The 20,841-nt window shown below is 58.7% G+C and carries 12 protein-coding genes and 1 pseudogene; 4 read left to right on the top strand and 9 right to left on the bottom strand.

All coding sequences use genetic code 11. The annotated features are described in order from the left end of the window. Positions 1-59: 59 nt before the first annotated feature. Together ACJ8QF_RS19970 and ACJ8QF_RS19965 are read right to left on the bottom strand one after the other, a co-directional pair. A protein-coding gene (locus ACJ8QF_RS19970) for an IS3 family transposase (RefSeq protein ID WP_442537794.1) occupies positions 60-1,206 on the bottom strand; the annotation gives its coding sequence in 2 pieces (ribosomal slippage) (positions 60-960 and positions 959-1,206; 1,149 coding nt in all). Between the two features lie 62 nt (positions 1,207-1,268). Beyond that, a pseudogene (locus tag ACJ8QF_RS19965) lies at positions 1,269-1,388 on the bottom strand (IS3 family transposase); the annotation flags it as partial. Between the two features lie 385 nt (positions 1,389-1,773). On the opposite strand from ACJ8QF_RS19965, the gene ACJ8QF_RS19960 reads away from it, so the two are divergent. Then, entirely contained in the window at positions 1,774-5,316 is a 3,543-nt protein-coding gene (locus tag ACJ8QF_RS19960; RefSeq protein ID WP_442537793.1) for a hypothetical protein, read from the top strand. 224 nt (positions 5,317-5,540) lie between these two features. Here ACJ8QF_RS19960 and nrdG read toward each other — a convergent pair whose 3' ends face one another. From nrdG to ACJ8QF_RS19945, 3 genes are all read right to left on the bottom strand, one after another. Next, positions 5,541-6,005 (bottom strand): anaerobic ribonucleoside-triphosphate reductase-activating protein, encoded by a 465-nt coding sequence (nrdG, locus tag ACJ8QF_RS19955; RefSeq protein ID WP_118911634.1) that lies wholly within the window; start codon positions 6,003-6,005, stop codon positions 5,541-5,543. 168 nt (positions 6,006-6,173) lie between these two features. Next, positions 6,174-8,312 (bottom strand): anaerobic ribonucleoside-triphosphate reductase, encoded by a 2,139-nt coding sequence (gene nrdD, locus ACJ8QF_RS19950; RefSeq protein ID WP_442537792.1) that lies wholly within the window; start codon positions 8,310-8,312, stop codon positions 6,174-6,176. Between the two features lie 244 nt (positions 8,313-8,556). Further along, positions 8,557-9,471 carry a LysR family transcriptional regulator gene (locus ACJ8QF_RS19945; protein WP_442537791.1) on the bottom strand — a complete coding sequence of 305 codons (915 nt, stop codon included), beginning with the start codon at positions 9,469-9,471 and terminating at the stop codon, positions 8,557-8,559. A gap of 105 nt (positions 9,472-9,576) precedes the next feature. On the opposite strand from ACJ8QF_RS19945, the gene ACJ8QF_RS19940 reads away from it, so the two are divergent. Beyond that, entirely contained in the window at positions 9,577-10,101 is a 525-nt protein-coding gene (locus tag ACJ8QF_RS19940) for an NAD(P)H-dependent oxidoreductase (protein ID WP_171453234.1), read from the top strand. Positions 10,102-10,129: 28 nt separating this feature from the next. Here ACJ8QF_RS19940 and treC read toward each other — a convergent pair whose 3' ends face one another. The 3 genes from treC to treR form a co-directional block, all read right to left on the bottom strand. Continuing rightward, the gene (gene treC, locus ACJ8QF_RS19935) at positions 10,130-11,794 is read right to left on the bottom strand and encodes an alpha,alpha-phosphotrehalase (protein WP_171453235.1); all 1,665 of its coding nucleotides are present in this window, start codon (positions 11,792-11,794) and stop codon (positions 10,130-10,132) included. Between the two features lie 67 nt (positions 11,795-11,861). Continuing rightward, on the bottom strand, positions 11,862-13,277 hold the full coding sequence (treB, locus tag ACJ8QF_RS19930; protein WP_004933394.1) for a PTS trehalose transporter subunit IIBC: 1,416 nt from the start codon (positions 13,275-13,277) through the stop codon (positions 11,862-11,864). A 137-nt stretch (positions 13,278-13,414) separates the two neighbouring features. Further along, on the bottom strand, positions 13,415-14,362 hold the full coding sequence (gene treR / locus ACJ8QF_RS19925) for a trehalose operon repressor TreR (RefSeq protein WP_015376450.1): 948 nt from the start codon (positions 14,360-14,362) through the stop codon (positions 13,415-13,417). 424 nt (positions 14,363-14,786) lie between these two features. Between treR and mgtA the strand changes: the two genes are divergently transcribed. Further along, positions 14,787-17,495 (top strand): magnesium-translocating P-type ATPase, encoded by a 2,709-nt coding sequence (gene mgtA / locus ACJ8QF_RS19920; RefSeq protein WP_442537790.1) that lies wholly within the window; start codon positions 14,787-14,789, stop codon positions 17,493-17,495. 142 nt (positions 17,496-17,637) lie between these two features. Continuing rightward, positions 17,638-20,028, top strand: a complete 2,391-nt coding sequence (locus tag ACJ8QF_RS19915) for a beta-N-acetylhexosaminidase (RefSeq protein WP_442537789.1) — start codon at positions 17,638-17,640, stop codon at positions 20,026-20,028. Positions 20,029-20,057: 29 nt separating this feature from the next. Here the strand turns inward: ACJ8QF_RS19915 and ACJ8QF_RS19910 are convergent, their stop codons facing one another. Then, the gene (locus ACJ8QF_RS19910; RefSeq protein WP_015376453.1) at positions 20,058-20,786 is read right to left on the bottom strand and encodes a proteasome-type protease; all 729 of its coding nucleotides are present in this window, start codon (positions 20,784-20,786) and stop codon (positions 20,058-20,060) included. Positions 20,787-20,841: the final 55 nt, after the last annotated feature.

Below are 20,841 nucleotides of genomic sequence, written 5' to 3'. Positions count from 1 at the left end.
GATCAAAAGCCGAAGCTATCCCGATATTTTTGCGCAAAATGTGAATCGCCACGGATAATCTAGACACTTCCGAGCCGTTGATAATATTGGTTTTCGTATTCTGCCGGTGGCATCTGATTGCTCGAACCATGCCGACGCCTACAGTTATAAAACATTTCGATGTAATCAAAAATATCGCTGCGGGCTTCTTCCCGTGTTCCGTAGATCTTTTTCTTAATCCATTCGCGTTTCAGTAGCTGGAAAAAGCTTTCCGCAACCGCGTTGTCGCGGCAGTTACCGCGACGACTCATGCTGCCTTCCAGAACATGTGATTTCAGGAACGACTGCCACTCATGGCTCGTGTACTGACTGCCCTGATCAGAGTGAACCAGTACCTGTTTTTGAGGATTACGCCTCCACACCGCCATGAGTAATGCGTTCAGGACAATCTCTTTTGTCATGCGGGGTTGCATTGACCAGCCGATAACTTTCCGGGAGAACAGGTCAACCACCACGGCCAGATACAGCCAGCCTTCGTGAGTTCGGATGTAGGTTATGTCCGTCACCCAACGCTCATCTGGTGAGTCCGGATTGAACTGCCGCTGGAGCCTGTTCGGTGCCACGATGCTGGCTTCGCCTTTACGTACCCGTGGGCTACGGTACCCCACCTGAGCTTTTATTCCGGCACGCTTCATCAGCCGCCAGACCCGGTTCACTCCGCACTGCTGCACGGTACCACGCAGATCGAGATGGATCTTGCGATAACCATAGACGCAGCCAGACTCAAGCCAAAACTGTTTGCTCTGCCCGGTCAGCATCTGGTCTGCCTGGTGACTCTGTGAATGTGGCTGCTGAAGCCAGACATAAAATCCACTCGGATGGACGTCCAGAACCCGACAGAGCACACGAACAGGCCAGTAACGGCTGTTGTCGTGGATAAAGACGTACCTCAGTCGGACAGTTTTGCGAAGTACGCCGTGGTTTTTTTAGTATGTCTCTCTCGTCGGTAACCCGCTTCAGCTCTTTCTGAAGCCGCCGGATCTCAGACTGGGCATCAGACTGCGTTTTAGTAGCTGATGAATCAGGACCGTACTTTTTTACCCAGGCATAAAGACTGTGTGTGGTGATATCAAGCCGGGTGGCGACGCTTGCGATGGAATGACCACGATCAACGACCTGTTTAACCGCTTCAATTTTGAACTCTTCGGGATAACGTTTACCGCTCATGACCACCTCTCTTTTAAGTCATCTAAATGGACTGACTCCACGACCGTAGACATATCCTGTCCTCACGACGAGGCCTGTTCAAAGGCCTCCGGACTGACGCCGCCGAGGTGGCTGTGACGCCGGACCCGGTTGTAGAACACTTCAATGTAATCGAAGATATCCGCCCGAGCCAGATCCCGAGTTCCTTAAATTCAGGTGTAAATCGTGATGTGCCCATACGCTCCCCCTATGCTCAAACTATAGGGCAGGATCGTCTACCGGGCTGGGGTCAGTCCAAAAATGACTCTCAGGTGTCTGTTAAACCCGTGGCTATTCACACTCGTATGGAAAGAGGTGACTCAGACCTACAAAAATTTGACATGCCCGGGAACCATCTTGCGTCAACACAAAATACTGGATATAACCTTACTATTCATTTTAGCAATAGCCATTGCTTACCATGGCTAGCTAATCTAAGCAGATGCAGGGCATAACCGTGTCATTAAAAGATACTGGTGGAACAAGTTCTGAAGTATGAGTGCTCTTCTTTTTAATTTATTCGGAATCAAAATGTGGATGTGATTGTTAATGGCAAATAAAAAAAAACTGAGCAATCCTTTTTCTACAGGCGGTGGTGGTGTTCATTTTGAAGCGCATGTCCAAGCGTCTTTTGTTGCCCTGATGCTAACAGGCGGTAATGCACCTTGTCTTCCTTGCTGGCCAATAGTGGACATCAAACTCCAGGGCAAAATTGATGGTTTTGATACCGACGACTTGATAGTTGTTGTTGAAAATGTCAATAGCAATGAAAAACGGAAGCTCTTAGGGCAAATCAAGCATTCTATTTCATTTACGCAAGGTAATGCGACATTTGGGGAAGTGATACAGGCTGCTTGGAACGATTTCAACAATCCTGACGTGTTTACCAAGAAAAAGGATGTTATTGCACTGATCACCGGTCCGCTCAGTTCTACCGATACACACAATGTGCAATGGTTATTGAACCAAGCTAGACATACAAAAACAGTTGATGAATTTTTGAGAAATGTACAGCAGGGCAAGTTCAGCCCAGCTAAAAGTACCGAGAAGCTGGAGGTCATCCAGTATCATCTGAAGGTAGCAAATAGTGGGAACGATTTAACAAACGATGAGCTTTATGACTTTTTGAACCATTTTCATTTACTAGGGTACGACCTGGGTAATGAATCAGGCGTCGTCCTTTCTTTGCTGCACTCCCACATAGCGCAATTCCACCAACAGTATCCTCAGTGGGTTTGGTCGCGGATAGTTGATATCGTACAAACTTGGAATAAAGATGCTGGCACTATCATTTCAAGTAAGATACCAGAAGATCTTTTAGATGTTTTCAAACAAAGGGTTGTTGCTGAGATTCCTGAAAAGTTAAGGTTAGTACAACAGATAGTCAAAACCGACTGGACTCACCATCCCGATGCTTCCTATCTAGCCCTAACAGTGTTGATTGGGAGATGGAATGAGAAAAATGAGTGCGATCTAAATATACTAACCCAATTGCTTGGTATCAGTTATGACGAATGGCTAAGGAAGGCACGAGAGATTTTACATAGCCCAGACAGTCCTTTGTCTCTTAAAAACGGCATTTGGAAAGTAACTAATCGAATGGAGCTCTGGAGTCTTCTGGGATCCCGAATTCTTGATCAGAATCTCGAATTGTTTAAGTCTTTCGCGATTTCCTTACTCAAAGAGCCAGACCCTGCTTTCGAATTACCTGCTGAGCAGCGTTACGCTGCTAGTATTCATGGTAAGGTGCTGAATTTTTCCCCCATGCTGCGACAAGGCATAGCCGAGGGTTTAGCCATAATCGGGAGCCGACCAGAGGTTTGCGTTAACTGCTCTCAAGGGAATGCCGAAACTTCCGTTAACATCGCAATACACACAATTTTGACTGATGCGAACTGGGTTTTATGGGGTAGCCTGAACGGTTTGCTACCAACTTTGGCTGAAGCCGCCCCCGCAAAATTTCTTGATGCAGTTGAGAAGGCAATGCGTCAAACGCCTTGTGCATTTGATGAGCTATTTTCTCAGGAAGGAAATGGTATCACTGGTGGTAATTATCTGACTGGACTGCTATGGGCCCTAGAGGGACTAGCCTGGGATGAGCAATATCTTGTACGCGTCTGTGTTGTACTGGCTGAACTTGCCAGCCACGACCCTGGGGGCAAGTGGGCTAATCGGCCATCTAATTCGCTTACCACTATATTATTACCGTGGTTGCCGCAAACGCTAGCATCCATAGAAAAACGAAAAGTTGCAGTCAAAGTCATTTCTAAAGAATGGCCTAATATAGCTTGGAATTTACTCGTACAGCTTCTACCCGGTCACCATCAAACCTCTTCTGGATCACACAAACCCTCCTGGCGCCGAATAATCCCAGATGGCTGGGAAAACGGCGTGACTAATCAGGATTACTGGTCGCAGACATCTTTTTATGCTGAGCTTGCCGTCGAAAGCGCCGGAGAAGATACTGAACGCCTTACTTTGTTGATTGATCATTTTGATAGTCTGCCATCTCCTGCCTTCGAAAATCTTCTTGAGATCCTCTCTTCGAAAAGAACTACTGGGCTTAATGAAGAGCAGCGAGTTTTAATTTGGGATCATCTTAATCGATTCTCAAATAAACATCGGCGATTCTCTGATGCTAATTGGGCTTTATCTGATGATCTGCTAACCCAAATCGAAAATGTTACAGAGCAACTAGCTCCTGCCAATCCATTCAACTTATATCAACACCTTTTTTCAAATCGAGATTTTGATCTTTACGAAGAAAATGGCGATTGGGAAGAACAGAGAAAAAAACTCGAAGCAAGGCGCGAATCAGCAATTTCAGAAATTCTTAAGCAAGATGGTGCAGAAGGCGTTATGCGGTTTGCTGAACACGTTTCTGCAACCCATCAAATAGGAAGTGTACTCGGCACTATTAACGATGATGTGTTCGAAAAAATTCTTTTGCCCCATTTCCTGAATACAACAGAAAATAAGTATAAGACATTGGTAGGCGCTTTTATTTGGAAACGTTTCTCTCTCAAAGGTTGGGAGTGGTACGACAATCTGGATAAAACTGACTGGACTCCTGAACAGTTAGGCCAATTCTTGGCTTATCTTCCTTTTAACAAGGAAACCTGGACCCGAGTCTCTCATTATCTTCAAGCTTCCGAGAACGAATACTGGGCCCGCACCGATGCAAATCCTTACCAGGGTGAAGGTGATCTTACTCATGCCATCGATAAACTGATTGAACATGGCAGACCACATGCGGCAATCAACTGTCTGTACAGGATGCAACAGGCGGAGCAACCAATCGATACTGAACAGTGTATCCGCGCTTTGATTGCTGCCCTTTCAACTGACGAATCTAGCTCCAACATGGATGGTTACAACATAACTACTCTTATCCAATTTCTTCAGACTGAACCCAAAGTGAATCCGGATGATCTATTTCAGATCGAGTGGGCTTACCTTCCATTGCTCGATGGTCGCCAAGGTGCTGAGCCCAAGCTCCTTGAAAATAGGATGGCTAATGACCCAGAATTTTTCTGCGAGGTAATCCGACTCATTTACCGTTCTGACAAAGAAGACCAAACGGCGAGTGAACCAACAGATGAATTGAAATCCATCGCAACAAATGCATGGACTCTTTTGCGCAATTGGGAGACACCGCCAGGAAGCCAATCAGACGGAACGTTCAACGGAGAACGCTTTACTGAATGGCTTCAGAAAGTTAAGGAAATTTCTACGGCGTCAGGTCACTTGGACGTTGCACTCAGCAAAGTTGGTGAAGTCTTAATTTCTACCCCCTCCGACTCGAATGGCTTGTGGATAAACAGAGAGGTCGCAGTTGCTCTGAACGATCGCAATGCTGAGAGTATGCGTGAAGGCTACAGAATAGGAACCTACAACTCACGTGGTGCTCATTGGGTTGACCCAACTGGAAAACCTGAGAGAGAGCTGGCGGACCAGTTCCGAGCAAAAGCAGAGGAAGTAGAAAACGCTGGTTTTCAGCGATTCGCCGTTACCTTAAGAGTTTTAGCGGATAGCTATGACCACGAAGCTGAACGGGTCATCAGTGATCTAAATGTTGGAAAGGATGATTAATCTAAACACCTAAATGTGGAAAAACTGGCTGTCAATCGATCTTCCAATCACAGACAGCCAAGTTTAATGTTATTCACTGATCTACACTTCGTTGATGGGCTTAAACTTATCTTAGCAATATCCGCTCTTGGCACAAAGCCGCCTATCAGATCAGGTTTAGCTCTGTACTGTAGCCGTGCCCGGTTGAACTGGGACCAATACATGTTGCGACACGTACCACTAGCTCAACGCAACCTATGCACCACCTGGTTGCTGCTGCCGCGCCAAATCAGCGCCGGGTCTTTCAAATCCTGCACGAACTTGCCGTCGATCAGCACGTTGATCCTGTCCACCACCTGCATTTGCTGTGCGTCCAGCTCCGCCAGCCGGTAGCCGGTCCACAGCCAGATATCCTTGCCGGGGCATTCGGCGCGCACCCGTTTCACCAGTTGCAAGATGCTCGGCACGTTGGCCGGGTGCAGCGGATCGCCGCCGGAGAGCGACAGCCCCTGGCGCGGCACGCGCGTATCGTTCAGATCGGCGATGATGCGCTCTTCCAGCGCCGGGGTAAACGGCTGGCCGGAGTTGAGCCGCCAGGTGCTTTTGTTGTAGCAGCCGGGGCATTGGTGCACGCAGCCGGCGACAAACAGCGTGCAGCGGGTGCCGGGGCCGTTGACGACGTCGATCGGGTAATACTGGTGATAATTCATGTGAGGCCTGCCCATCAGGCTATTTTACTGGCCATTTTGCCTCCGGGCAGTGCTCCCAATCCTCACGTACTGCGTGTACGCTCCGGTTGGTGCGCGCTGGCCGAAGGCAAACTGGCGGCGACAATCACGCCTGATGAACAGGCTTCTGCCTAGGCTGCACGGCGTTTTTCAGCCGAGCTGCCCGTTGCCGAGGTGTTTCACCCGGCGTTTCACCTCTTCCTGCTTGCCGGCGTTGAACGGCCGGGCATCGGGGCTGCCGAGATAGCCGCACACCCGGCGGGTGACCGAGACCTTGGCCGAATCGTGGTTGCCGCATTTCGGGCAGGTGAAGCCCTTGCTGGTGCAGGAGAATTCACCGGTGAAGCCGCATTCGTAGCACTCGTCGATCGGCGTGTTGGTGCCGTAGTAAGGCACCCGGGTGTAGCTGTAGTCCCATACGTCTTCCAGCGCCTTCAGGTTGTGCTGCAGGTTCGGGTATTCGCCGTAGCAGATGAAGCCGCCGCTGGCCAACGGCGGGTAGGGCGCTTCGAAGTCCAGCTTGTCGTACGGATTGACCTTCTTCTCCACGTCGAGGTGGAAGCTGTTGGTGTAATAACCCTTGTCGGTGACGCCCGGCACCACGCCGAAATCGGCGGTGTCCAGCCGGCAGAAGCGATCGCACAGGTTTTCGCTCGGCGTGCTGTAGAGGCTGAAGCCGTAACCGGTCTCGTCTTTCCAGGCGTCGACGGCGGCGCGCAGCCGCGCGACGATCGCCACCGCTTTGGCGCGCAGCGCTTCGTCGTCATACACGTGGTTTTCGCCGCCGAACAGCGCGTTGATGGTCTCGTGCAGGCCGATATAGCCCAGCGAAATCGAGGCGCGGCCGTGCTTGAAGATCTCGGCGATATTGTCGTCGGCCTTGAGCCGCACGCCGCAGGCGCCTTCCATGTACAAGATTGGTGCCACCCGCGCCTTGATGCCTTCCAGCCGGGCGATGCGCGTCATCAGCGCCTTTTTCGCCAGCTGCAGGCGCTGATCCAGCAGCGCCCAGAAGCGCGACTCATCGCCCATCGCCTCCAGCGCGATGCGCGGCAGGTTGAGGCTGATGACGCCGATGTTGTTGCGGCCGTCGTGCACCAGCTCGCCGTCCTGCTCGTAGGTGCCAAGGAAGCTGCGGCAGCCCATCGGCGTTTTGAACGAGCCGGTCACCTTCACCACCTGATCGTAGTTGAGAATGTCCGGGTACATGCGCTTGCTGGCGCACTCCAGCGCCAGCTGCTTGATGTCGTAGTTCGGATCGCCGTACTGGTGGTTGAGGCCGTCGCGGATGGCGAACACCAGTTTGGGGAACACGGCGGTCTTGCGGTTTTTGCCCAGCCCGGCGATGCGGTTTTTCAGGATCGAGCGCTGGATCAGGCGCGACTCCCAGCTGGTGCCGAGGCCGAAGCCGAAGGTGACAAACGGCGTCTGGCCGTTGGCGGTGTGCAGGGTGTTGACCTCGTACTCCAGCGACTGGAAGGCGTCGTAACACTCTTTCTCGGTGCGCGCCATGGCATAGCCTTTGGCGTCCGGGATCTGCCACTCTTCCGCCACCTGCAGGTGTTTGCGGAAGCTCTCGTCGACGAACGGCGCCAGAATTTCATCGATGCGGTTGATGGTGGTACCGCCATAAATATGGCTGGCGACCTGGGCGATGATCTGTGCGGTCACGGCGGTGGCGGTGGAGATCGACTTCGGCGGCTCAATCTCGGCGTTGCCCATCTTGAAGCCGTTGGTCAGCATGCCTTTCAGATCGATCAGCATGCAGTTGAACATCGGAAAGAACGGCGAGTAGTCGAGATCGTGGTAGTGAATTTCGCCGCGTTCATGGGCCAGCACCACGTCGCGCGGCAGGATGTGCTGCTTGGCGTAGTGTTTGGCGACGATGCCCGCCAGCAGGTCGCGCTGGGTGGGGATCACCTTGCTGTCCTTGTTGGCGTTTTCGTTCAGTAGCGCGCGGTTGCTTTGCTCGACCAGGCCGCGAATTTCCTGGTTCAGGCGGCCGCGCAGCTCGCGCGCCACGTCGCGATCGTGGCGGTATTCGATATAGGCGCGCGCCAGCTGTTTGTACTCGCCGGCCATCAGCTGGTTTTCCACCGCCTGCTGGATCTCGTGGATATCGACGCGCGGCTGTTGCTCCATGCGCTGAGCGACCACGCGGGCGACGGTGGCGCAGTAGTCGGCGTCGACCACGCCCACCGCCAGCGCGGCGCGCTCGATGGCCTGCGCGATGCGCGCTTCGTCAAAAGGTACCTGGCAACCGTCCCGCTTAATCACTACTGGTTTCACGTTGTACTCCTTGTTCCCCGAGGGAGCGTTGATACCCGCCTGACGCGGCGAGCAACCGTCAAATTTCGCTTATCCACAGGGCAAAGCCGCAGCGCGCAAGGGCTGTGGCGACGTGTGGATGATCTTGTGGATAACTACTATATATAGGTGTTAGCAATTCTTAATGCACTATATATAGATATTGGCGCGATTCTTTTGATGTAGAACAAGGAAAACGGAAGAGCGTGCGTAAGCTGAACAGACGTCAATCGCCCGCCGGCCGATCGCGAAAATGTTCCAGCAGAAAGTCGACCCAGACGCGTACCCGCGGCGGCAGATCCGCCGAGGCGTAATAGAGCCACAGCTGCACCGGGCGCGGCCAGCATTGCGCCAGCACCGGCCGCAGCGTGCCTTGCTCGAAGTGCTTTTCAACGTACCAGCGCGCCAGGTTGACGATGCCGAGCCCGGCCAGCGCCGCATCCAGCAACATCTCCGGGCGGCTGGTCATCAGCCGGCCGTTTAGATCCAGCGCCAGCGTTTCGCCCTGATGGCGCAGCTGCCATTTGACGTGGCGGCCGTTGGCCGGGTTGCGGTGCAGCAGGCAGTCGTGGCGCAGTAGATCGTGCGGCGTTTGCGGTTCACCGCGCCGCGCCAGATAGTCGGGCGACGCCGCCAGCACCATGTGCATCGGGTAGAGCGGGCGGGCCACCAGCCGGCTGTCGGGATCGACCCGGCTGCCAATGCCGACGTCGAAGCCTTCGCCCACCAGATTCACCACCCGGGCATCCAGCGACAGATCGAGATCGATCTGCGGATAGCGCGCCAGAAATTGCGGGATCAACGGCATCAGCATCCGGCGGCCGAAGCCGGGGATCATGCTGACGCGCACCACGCCGGCCGGCGCCTGCCGTTCGCCGCCGGCGCTTTCCAGCGTCGCCGCCAATGCCTGCCACAGCGGCGCTACCTGCGCCAGTAGCGCTTTGCCCTCGTCGGTCAGCAGCACGTTGTGGGTGTTGCGCTGAAACAGCCGCAGCGCCAGCTTCTCTTCCAGCGCGCGGATGTTTTTGCTGACCGCCGCCGGCGTCACGCCCAGCTGGCGAGCGGCGGCGGAGAAATTTTGCGCCTGCGCGGCGGCGAGGAAGGCCGGCAGCAGGCGGTGCACGTCAAAGGGCAGCGACATAGTGGTTGATACTTTTGGTTGAAATTGAAGTGACCTCTAACAGCCTACACCCGCAGCGGCGGAAATGGAAAAATGCCCTCATCTTCTTATGACCGAGGAATCGTTATGTCGCGCATTTTAGTGTTAACCGCCCACCGCACCCCCGACGAGTCGCGCATTAATAAGGCGTTGATCGAGGCCGTACGCCCGCTGCCCAACGTGACCGTTCACGAACTGATCCGCGCGTACCCGGATTACCGCATCGACGTGGCGCGCGAACAGGCGCTGCTGCAGAGCCATGATGCGGTAGTGATGCTGTTCCCGTTTTATTGGTACAGCTCACCGGCGATCCTCAGCGAATGGCAGGATGCGGTATTAACCTACGGTTTTGCCTACGGCAGCGAAGGCACCCAATTGCACGGCAAGCCGCTGCAGCTGGTGGTGAGCACCGGCGGCAACGCGCAGGCCTACACGCCGGCAGGGTATAACCGTTATCCGGTGCAGGATCTGCTGCTGCCGTTCCACGCCATGGCCAACCTGACCGGCATGGATTATCTGCCGCCGCATCTGGTGCAGGGTGTGTTCGACATGAGCGATGAACGCCTGGCGCAAGAGGCCGCCGGGGTGGTAGCGCTGCTGGGGAAATGGTAGGGCGCAGCGCTCGCCGCGCCCTGCGGGGTTAGTCTTCGAGCAGCCACCACACCGCTTCGAACGGCCGCAGCGTCAGCGCCTGCGGCTGGTCTGCCGAGTCGCTGTAGTTGCTCATCAGCGGGCGCCACTGGGCGGAAGGCTCCACGCCCGCCGCCGTCCAGGCCTGCGGCTCGCGGCTCAGGTTGGCCGCTACCAGCAGGCGCTGGCCATTCCAGCTGCGCTGATAGCACCACAGCGCCGGGTGTTCCGGCGCCAGATCCTGATAGTCGCCGTGGGTCAGCAGCGGGTACTGCTTGCGCAGGGTGATCAGCTGGCGGTAGGCGTAAAACACCGAGTCGAGGTCGGCCAGCGCCGCTTCGGCGTTGATCTGCGGGTAGTTCTCGGCGCAGCCGATCCACGGCGTGCCGGTGGTGAAACCGGCGTGCGGCGCGGCGCTCCACTGCATCGGCGTGCGGCCGTTGTCGCGCGATTTGTCGGCCAGGATCGCCAGCAGCTCGGCGTCGCTGCGGCCCTGGGCGCGCAGTTCGGCGTACATGTTCAGGCTTTCCACGTCGCGATACTGCTCGATGGCGCGGAAGCCGGGGTTGGTCATGCCGAGTTCTTCGCCCTGATAGATATAAGGCGTGCCCTGCATGCCGTGCAGCACCATCGCCAGCATTTTGGCGGCCGGCGCCCGCAGTGCGCCTTCATCGCCGAAGCGCGACACGATGCGCGGCTGATCGTGGTTGCACCAGAACAGCGCGTTCCAGGCGCGGTTATGCATCCCTTGCTGCCAGTGGCGGAAGATCTGCTTCAGTTCCACGTAATCCGGCGCCGCCCGCGTCCATTTTTCGCCGCCGGCGTAGTCCACCTTCAGGTGGTGGAAGTTGAAGGTCATCGACAGCTCTTCGCCGCTCTGCGCCGCGTAGCGCTGGCAATGCTCAAGCGTGGTGGAGGACATCTCGCCCACCGTCATCAGGCCGCGCGGCTGAAACACGTCGCGGCTCATCTCCTGCAGGAACTCGTGGATGCGCGGGCCGTCGGTATAGAAGCGGCGGCCGTCGCCCTGGCAGTCGGACGGGAAATCCTGCTGTTTGGACACCAGGTTGATCACGTCGAGGCGCAGGCCGTCGACGCCTTTGTCCGCCCAGAACTGGCACACTTTCTTCAGCTCTTCGCGCACCGGCGGGTGCTCCCAGTTGAGATCCGCCTGCTCGGCGGCGAACAGGTGCAGGTAGTACTGGCCGCTGTCGGCGTGCCACTGCCAGGCGTTGCCGCCGAACTTGGAACGCCAGTTGTTCGGCGGCGTATCGCCTTCGCCGTCGCGCCAGACATAGAACTGGCGATACGGGCTGTGGCGATCCTGCGCGGCCTTGAACCACGGGTGTTCGGTCGAAGTGTGGTTGAACACCATGTCCATCACGATGCGGATGCCGTGCTGGTGGGCGGCGGCGACCAGCTGCTCGAAGTCCGCCATCGTGCCGTAAGCCGGATCGATGGCGCAGTAGTCCGCCACGTCATAGCCGTTGTCCACCTGTGGCGACACGTAGACCGGCGTCAGCCAGATGGCGTCCACGCCCAGCTCCTGCAGATAGTCCAGCCGCCGGGTCACGCCGGCCAAATCGCCGTAGCCGTTGCCAGTGCTGTCCTGAAAACTCTTCGGATAAATTTGGTAGATGACGCCGTTCTGCCACCAGGGGGTTGGGTTGCTCATAGTTCAATACCTTTGAATCGTGACAACGGGCCCGCGCGAGCAGGCCCCTACATTCATTTTGCGTCAATTAAACCGGCAGCTCGCCGCGGGCGGCCTTGCGTTTGTAGACCATGATGGTCAGCACCAGCGGGATGACGATCGCCACCAGAATCGCCAGCGAGTAAATCAGCCAGAACTGCGGTTTGATAGACAGGATGCCCGGCAGGCCACCGACGCCGATGCCGTTGGCCATCACGCCGTCCAGGCCGCAGATAAGGCCCGCGATTGCGGAGCCGATCATCGCGCACAGCATTGGGAAGCGGTATTTGAGGTTGATGCCGTACATCGCCGGTTCGGTCACGCCGAGGTAGGCGGAGATCGCCGCCGGCACCGAGATTTCACGCTCGTTGGCCTTGCGGCTGATGATGATGATGCCGAGTACCGCCGAGGCCTGCGCGATATTGGACAGCGCAATCAGCGGCCACACCGGGGTGCCGCCCATGCTCTGGATCATCTGCATGTCGATAGCCAGCGTGGTCTGGTGCACGCCGGTGATCACCAGCGGCGCATACAGGAAGCCGAACAGCGCGGCGCCCACCGGCGCGAAGCTGCCGGTCATCACCGATTTCACCGCCCAGGCGACGCCGTCGCCGATCATGCGGCCGAACGGCCCGATCAGCGCGTGCGCCAGGAACACCGCCAGCAGCAGCGAGACCACCGGCACCACCACCAGATAGAGATAGTCGGGAACGATCTTTTTCAGCCGGGTTTCGATCCAGCCCAGCGCCATCCCCGCCAGGATCGACGGGATCACCTGCGCCTGATAGCCGACTTTCTGGATCACGAACCAGCCGAAGTTCCACACTTCCGGCGTTTGCTGGCCGAGCAGGTAGGAGTTCATCAGCTGCGGCGACACCAGGGTGACGCCCAGCACGATGCCGAGCACCGGCGTGCCGCCCATCTTTTTCACCGTCGACCAACAGATGGCCACCGGCAGGAACATGAAGATCGCTTCACCCAGCAGCCACAGGAAGTCGTAAACGGTTTTCCACGCCGGGTGCATCTGCGCCAGCGTTTGGCCGCCGGACATCGGGATGTCGCCGATCACGTTGCGGAAGCCGAGGATCAGACCGCCGCTGATCAGCGCCGGCAGCAGCGGGAAGAAGATCTCGGCGAAGTGGGAGATGGTACGCTCGGTCCAGGTCATGTTCTGGCGGGCGGCTACCTTGGCCTGCTCCTTGTCGGCCTCGTTGACGCCGGTGCTGGCGATCAGCGCCTGATAGTAGTCGCCGACGTCGGTGCCGATCACCACCTGGAACTGCCCGGCGTTGGTGAAGCAGCCTTTGACCATCGGCAGCTCTTCGATTTCCTTTGGGCTGGCCTTGCTGGGGTCATTGAGGACGAAACGCAGCCGGGTGATGCAATGGCTGACGGTGGCGATGTTCTCGCGGCCGCCGACCAAAACAATCAGGCGATCAATATCCTGCTGTTTTACTTTGCTCATTATGGGATACCTGCAGAGGTGTTGACTGAGTAATGATCAAAGCTTAGCCACTCGGCTTTTTGAATGAAATGGGAACGTTCCCGGTTTGGGGCGAGGATCACAAAATGGCAAAAAATGGTCAACTTCTAATCAGGGAGTCAGGAAAGTTTGCTGGGCACCACCAGGCGGCGGATCCCCTGTTCGCCGCTGAGCTGCGCCAGCAGCTGCTGCGCGGCCAGCAGGCCGGCGCTGCCGTAGCCGAACTCCACCGACAGAGTGTCGGGGAACAAGAAGCTGAGCAGCGGGGTGTTGCCGATGGCGCACACCTGAATGGCGCGCGCCGGCTGCTGCTGCAGGTACTTGATCGCGCCGAGGGCGATGCTGTCGGAGGCGCAGATCAGCGCGCTGGTGTGCGCATCGATCACTTCGGCGGCGTGCTGGAAACCGCTCTGGTAACTCAGCTCGCCCAGCGTGGCGCGCGGCGTGAGCGTGAGGCGTTCACAGGCGTCGAGATAGGCCTGGTAGCGGCGCTGGCCGGTGGTGGCGTCGCTGAGCTGCACCCCCAGATAGCCGATATGCCGATGCCCCTGCCGGTACAGACGATCCATCAACAGGTTCACCGCGCCGGCGTCGTCGTAGCAGACGGACGAGAAGCCGTCGTATTCGCGCACCATCACCACCATTTTTTCCTGCCACGGCTTGAGCATCGCCGCGGTCAGGCCGGTGAAGCCGAACAGGATCACGCCGTCGACGTTGCGCTGGCGCAGTACGTGCAGATGCTCCTGCACCAGGCGGGTTTCGAACTGGCTCTCCATCACGATCGGGTCGAAGCCCTGTTGGTACAGCAGCGGCAGCATGGTGCGCACCGCCTGGTTCTCCGACGGCGAATCGAGACGGGAAACGATGATGCCCACCACCTTGTCGCTCTGGCCGCGCATGGCGCGCGCCGACTTGGAGGGGGTAAACCCTTGCTGACGGATCACCGCTTCCACCCGTTCGCGGGTTTGCGGGCTCACGCTGCCTTCATTGTTCAACACGCGTGAGACGGTGGATTTGCCTACGCCGCTCAGGCGCGCGATGTCCTTGATGGTCAGCCGGTTTTGCATGGTTTACTTTTCGTTGAGGTGGACAGGCGTAACATAATGGCCTGTAAAACAATGCCCGTCAGCATAGCTCATTTTCCCACGCGGATCTTGATGCAAAACGGGATTGTTGCACTGCGCTGAACGGCCGCTCCTGCCGCTCTGTTTTTCCCTTTACCGGAGGTTATACCCCATATGGACCCCGACCCGACTGCTTTAGACACTCACTCGGTTCTCCGGTAAAACCTCTCCGCCTGGCGCTGCTGTTTTACCGGTGAAAAACATCACGGTAACCGGTGGCGCGCGCTTCGTCGTTCGCTCCTGCTGCTGAAAAAAAGAATAAGGATCTGCGTTGGCAGAGGCTTTTTGGCGCATCCGCCATTCGCCCGGCCGATGACGATCCCCGTTTACCCGCTGCCGTGAGGCACCGGGCGACGAGGTGCGAACCATGAAACTGAAAAAACTCCCCCGTCAGCTGCTGGGCCTATTCGCCCGCGGCCTCCCGCGCCGTTTGGTGCGCCGCGACAGCCTGCTGGACGGCGTTAGCGGCGCTGCGCGCGATATGCCTGCCGGCCTGGCGCAGCAGCGGCTGGAATGCGCCGCCGCAGAGACGATGCAGCTGTTTGAGCGTTTTCACAGCCATCCGGAAGGCATCACCGCCCATGAGGCGGAACAGGTGCGCCAGCGCTGCGGCGAGAACGTCATCGACGATCAGCAAAAAGAGGCCTGGTGGCAACACCTCTGGCACTGCTACCGCAACCCGTTCAACCTGCTGCTGACCGCGCTCGGCATGATCTCTTACGCCACCGAAGATCTCACCGGCGCGTTGGTGATCGCGCTGATGGTGCTGATCTCCACGCTGCTGAACTTCATCCAGGAGGCGCGCTCCAACCGGGCGGCCGATGCGCTGAAAGCGATGGTGAGCAACACCGCCACGGTGATCCGCAGCGATGCGCTCACCGGCAGAAGCGAGCATGTGGAGCTGCCGATCGCGCAGCTGGTGCCGGGGGATATCATCAAGCTGGCGGCCGGCGACATGATCCCGGCGGATCTGCGCGTGCTGTCGGCCAAGGATCTGTTCATCAGCCAGGCGGCGCTGACCGGCGAATCGCTGCCTGTGGAGAAATCTGCGGCGCCACAGACGCTGGCGGCCGATCCGCTCGACTGCCGGAACCTGTGCTTCATGGGCACCAACGTGGTCAGCGGCACCGCGCTGGCGATGGTGATCGGCACCGGCGGCGGCACCTATTTCGGCCAGCTGGCGCAGCGCGTCACCAGCCAGGATGAGCAGCCGAACGCCTTCCAGAGCGGCATCAGCAAGGTCAGCTGGCTGCTGATCCGCTTTATGCTGGTGATGACGCCGATCGTGCTGCTGATCAACGGCTACACCAAGGGCGACTGGTGGGAAGCGGCGCTGTTCGCGCTGTCGGTGGCGGTCGGGCTGACGCCGGAAATGCTGCCGATGATCGTCACCTCGACGCTGGCCAAAGGGGCGGTGAAACTGTCGCGCCAGAAGGTGATCGTCAAACGGCTGGACGCCATCCAGAACTTCGGCGCCATGGACATTCTGTGCACCGACAAGACCGGCACCCTGACCCAGGACAAGATCGTGCTGGAGCGCCACACCGATGCGTTCGGCGCCGGCAGTGAGCGGGTGTTGCGCTACGCCTGGCTGAACAGCTTCTACCAGACCGGGCTGAAAAACCTGCTCGACGTGGCGGTGCTGAGCTGCGCGGAGCAAAATCAGCAGCCGCAGGCGCTGCAAAACTACCGCAAGGTGGATGAGATCCCGTTCGACTTCGTGCGCCGCCGCATGTCGGTGGTGGTGGCCAAAGACAACGCGTATCACGAGCTGGTGTGCAAGGGCGCGCTGGAAGAGATGCTGGCGATTTGCAGCCACGTGCGCCACGAAGACGAGGTGATCCCGCTGAGCGAGGCACTGCTGGCGAGGATCCGCCGCATCACCGACGATCTCAACCAGCAGGGGCTGCGGGTGGTGGCGGTGGCCAACAAGATCCTGCCGGCGCAAACCCATGAATACGGCGTGGCGGACGAGTCGGATCTGATCCTCGAAGGCTACGTCGCCTTCCTCGATCCGCCGAAGGAGAGCACCGCGCCGGCGCTGGCGGCGCTGAAACAGAACGGCGTCACGGTGAAGATCCTCACCGGCGACAACGAGCTGGTGGCCGCCAAAGTGTGCCGTGACGTCGGGCTCGAGGCCGATCATCTGCTGCGCGGCAGCGAGATCGAGCAGATGGACGACGAGCAGCTGGCGCAGGCGGCGGCGCGCACCACGGTGTTCGCCAAGCTGACGCCGCTGCACAAGGAGCGCATCGTCAAACTGCTGCGCCGCCAGGGGCACGTGGTGGGCTTTATGGGCGACGGCATCAATGACGCGCCGGCGCTGCGCGCGGCCGATATCGGCATCTCCGTCGATTCGGCGGTGGACATCGCCAAGGAAGCGGCGGACATCATCCTGCTGGAAAAAAGCCTGATGGTGCTGGAGCAGGGGGTGATCGAAGGGCGCCGCACCTTCGCCAACATGCTGAAATACATCAAGATGACCGCCAGCTCCAACTTCGGCAACGTGTTCAGCGTGCTGATCGCCAGCGCCTTCCTGCCGTTCCTGCCGATGTTGCCGCTGCACCTGTTGATTCAGAACCTGATGTACGACATCTCGCAGATCGCCATCCCGTTCGATAACGTCGACGACGATCAGATCACCCAGCCGCAGCGCTGGAACTCCGCCGATCTGGGGCGGTTTATGGTGTTCTTTGGGCCGATCAGTTCGATCTTCGACGTGCTGACCTTCAGCCTGATGTGGTGGGTGTTCAAGGCCAATACCCCGGAAATGCAGACGCTGTTCCAGTCCGGCTGGTTCGTGGAAGGGCTGCTGTCGCAAACGCTGATCGTGCACATGATCCGCACGCGCAAAATTCCGTTTATCCAGAGCCGTCCGTCCTGGCCGCTGTGCATCATGACGCTGGCGGTGATCGCCACCGGCATCGGCCTGGTGTTCTCGCCGCTGGCCGGCTTCCTGCAGCTGCAGGCGCTGCCGCTCGCCTACTTCCCGTGGCTGGTGCTGATCCTCGCCGGTTACATGGTGTTGACCCAGTGCGTGAAAGGCTGGTTCGTGCGCCGCTACGGCTGGCAATAACCCGTTCGCCCCCTCCGGCCGGGAGGGGCAACTGTGATCCCGTCCGCTTTTTCACCGCAACGGTTGGACATCTGTTCTGTGCTGAGTCTTTATCTACAGCGTTGGCTGTTTTTATTGATTTTTTTCCTCTGAGGAATTTCCGATGCACAGACCTTTCCGTTATACGCTACTGGCTTCATCGTTATGGTTTTCTTGCGGCGCGCTGGCGCAGCCGGCGGGTGATTTGCCGCTGATGCCCTGGCCGCAGCAAGTGGAAGTGACGCAACCGGCGGGCAAACTGATTTTGGATCACCGGCTGTCGTTAAGCCTCCAGGGCGATGATTTGGGCGACGCGCTGCCGCGCTGGCGCCAGCGCATCGAACTGCAGACCGGCTGGACGCTGGCGCCGAGGGAAGAAGCGAACGGCGCGGCGATCAAGGTAGTGATCAAGGATCGGGTGGCGGCGCAGCCACTGCCGGGCAGCGACGAAAGCTACCGGCTGGCGGTCACGCCGCAGGGCGCCACTCTGACCGCCAACACCCGCTTCGGCGCGCTGCGCGGCATGGAGACCCTGCTGCAGCTGCTGCAGACCGATGGGCAAAACACTTTTCTGCCGCTGGTGGATATTCGCGACGTGCCGCGTTTTCCGTGGCGCGGCGTGCTGCTGGATTCGGCGCGCCATTTCCTGCCGCTGCCGGACATTCTGCGCCAGCTTGACGGCATGGCGGCGGCCAAGCTCAACGTATTCCACTGGCACCTGACCGACGATCAGGGCTGGCGCTTCGCCTCCGAGCATTACCCCAAATTGCAGCAGCAGGCCAGCGACGGCCTGTTTTACACCCGCGAGCAGATGCAGCAGGTGGTGGCTTACGCCACGGCGCGCGGCATTCGCGTGGTGCCGGAGATCGACATGCCGGGGCACGCCTCCAGCATCGCGGTGGCCTATCCCGATCTGATGAGCGCGCCGGGGCCGTATCGCATGGAGCGCGAGTGGGGCGTGCATAAGCCGACGCTCGATCCGACCCGCGACGAGGTTTATCAGTTTGTCGACACGATCGTCGGCGAGCTGGCGGCGATCTTCCCCGATCCTTATCTGCACATCGGCGGCGACGAAGTGGACGCCAGCCAGTGGCGGGCGTCGCCGTCGATTCAGGCGTTTATGCAGCAGAACGGGCTGGCGGATACCCATGCGCTGCAGGCCTACTTCAACCAGAAGCTGGAAAAGATCCTCGAGAAGCACCAGCGGCAGATGGTCGGCTGGGATGAGATCTACCACCCGTCGCTGCCGCGTTCGATCGTCATTCAATCCTGGCAGGGGCAAGACTCGCTGGGCGCCAGCGCGCAGGATGGCTATCAGGGCATTCTCTCCACCGGTTTCTATCTCGATCAGCCGCAAAGCACCGCCTATCACTATCGCAATGAAATTCTGCCGCAGCCGCTGGGGGTCGAAACGGCGGTGCAACCCGGCGAGCAGGCGCAAAGCTGGCGTTTCAGCATGCCGCGCCTGAAGGGCAGCGCGGTGGAAGGCAGCTTCACGCTGATCGAGGGCAAGCAGGGCTGGCGCGGCTTTATCGATTTCAACGGCAAGTCACGCCGCGCGGTGCACGACATCGTCTGGCGCACGCCGCAGCAGGTGACGTTCCGCGTCGATACCTGGATGGGCGACACACGGCCGGTGTTTACGCTGCAACAGGACAAGCTCAGCGGCTATACGCTGGTCGGCAACGTGCGTTACCCCACCAGCGGCGACAAGCTGGCGGCGGCGCCGGCGGGCAAGATGCCGGTGGTGCCGGATGAGAAGGGGCAGGCCAACATTCTCGGCGGCGAAGCGGCGCTGTGGGCGGAAAACGTGCGCGCGCCGCTGCTCGATCTCAAGCTGTGGCCGCGCGCCTTCGCGGTGGCGGAGCGGCTGTGGTCGGCGCAGGACGTCACCGATGAAAGCAACATGTACCGGCGGCTGGCGGCGATCGACGCCTGGTCGGTGGTGTCGGTCGGCCTGCAGCAGCACGTGGAAACGGCGCGCGAATTCACCCGGCTGAGCAACAGCGTGCAGATCATGCCGCTGCAGATCCTGGCCGAGGCGGTGGAGCCGGCGCAGTATTACACCCGCCAGCACCTGAAGTTCCAGGCCGGCAACTATCATCAGTTCGAACCGCTGAATCGCTTTGCCGATGCGCTGCCGCCGGAGAGCGAGGCGGTGCGCGAGATGCATGCGCAGGTCGCGGCTTTGCTGAAGGATAAGCGCGATAAGGCGGCGGCGCAGGCGCTGCGCGAACGGTTGCAGCGCTGGCAGGCGAACGGCGCGGCGCTGCAGACGGCGATCGCGGGCAACCGTGCGCTGCGGGAGCTGGCGCCGGTGGCGCAGGACGTCGATGCTTTGGCCTTGCTGGGCTTAACGCTGCTGGAGCGCCATCAGCAGGGCAAACCGCTGAGCCGGGCCGAAGCCGAACAAGCGCAGCGCCAGCTGGATGCGGCGGCGCAGACGCGCGACGAAGTGGTGATTGCGGCGGTGTACCCGCTGGAGGCATTGCTGCGGGGGCTCCAGCCGCAATGAAGCGGACGGGCTCGTGTGAGCCCGGATCCCTACAGCTGCAGCGGCGGCAACTGGGTAAAAATGCTGACCAGCCCTTCGCCCCAGCCCTTGCGGATGGCGCTGAAGTACGGATGATCTTCGGTAATGCGGTATTGCCGGGCATGGCTGAAGCTGTCGCGCGGGTAGATCATCACGTCGAGCGGCAGCCCGACGGACAGGTTGCTGCGTAAGGTTGAATCCAGTGAAATCAGCGCGCATTGCATCGCTTGTTCCAGCGGCGTGTCGTAGTGCAGTACCCGGTCGATGATCGGTTTGCCGTATTTGCTTTCGCCTATCTGAAAATAGGGCGTGTCGCGGGTGGCTTCGATAAAATTGCCTTGCGGGTAGATATGGAACAGCCGCATCTCTTCCCCGCTAATTTGGCCGCCGAGCAACAGGTTGCAGCTGAAGTCGGTGGTGCTGCCGCTTTGCTGCGCCTCACTGTCGCGCTGGATCACCTCGCGCACCGTTTCCCCCACCAGCGTGGCGGCGTCGTAGAGGCTGGGAGCGTTGAGCAGGTTGGGGCGTTCGGCGTCCTTGCTGCGGTGCAACAGCAAACTGATGATGCTCTGAGTGGTCGCCAGGTTGCCGGCGCTTTGCAGCACCAGCGTGCGATCGCCGTCCTGTTGGAACACGTGCAGTTTGCGGAAGGTGGAAATATGATCCACCCCGGCGTTGGTGCGCGAATCGGACGCAAAGACCAGCCCGGACGACAAACGCATGGCCACACAGTAGGTCATACTACAATCCCTCAAAACAAGACCGGCACGCCGCCAACGCGCAGCGTGCCCGAAA

The organism is Serratia sp. CY81684 (genome assembly GCF_052166595.1).
In the GTDB taxonomy this organism is placed as follows: domain Bacteria; phylum Pseudomonadota; class Gammaproteobacteria; order Enterobacterales; family Enterobacteriaceae; genus Serratia; species Serratia nematodiphila.
This window is presented reverse-complemented; position numbering and strand designations above follow the sequence as displayed.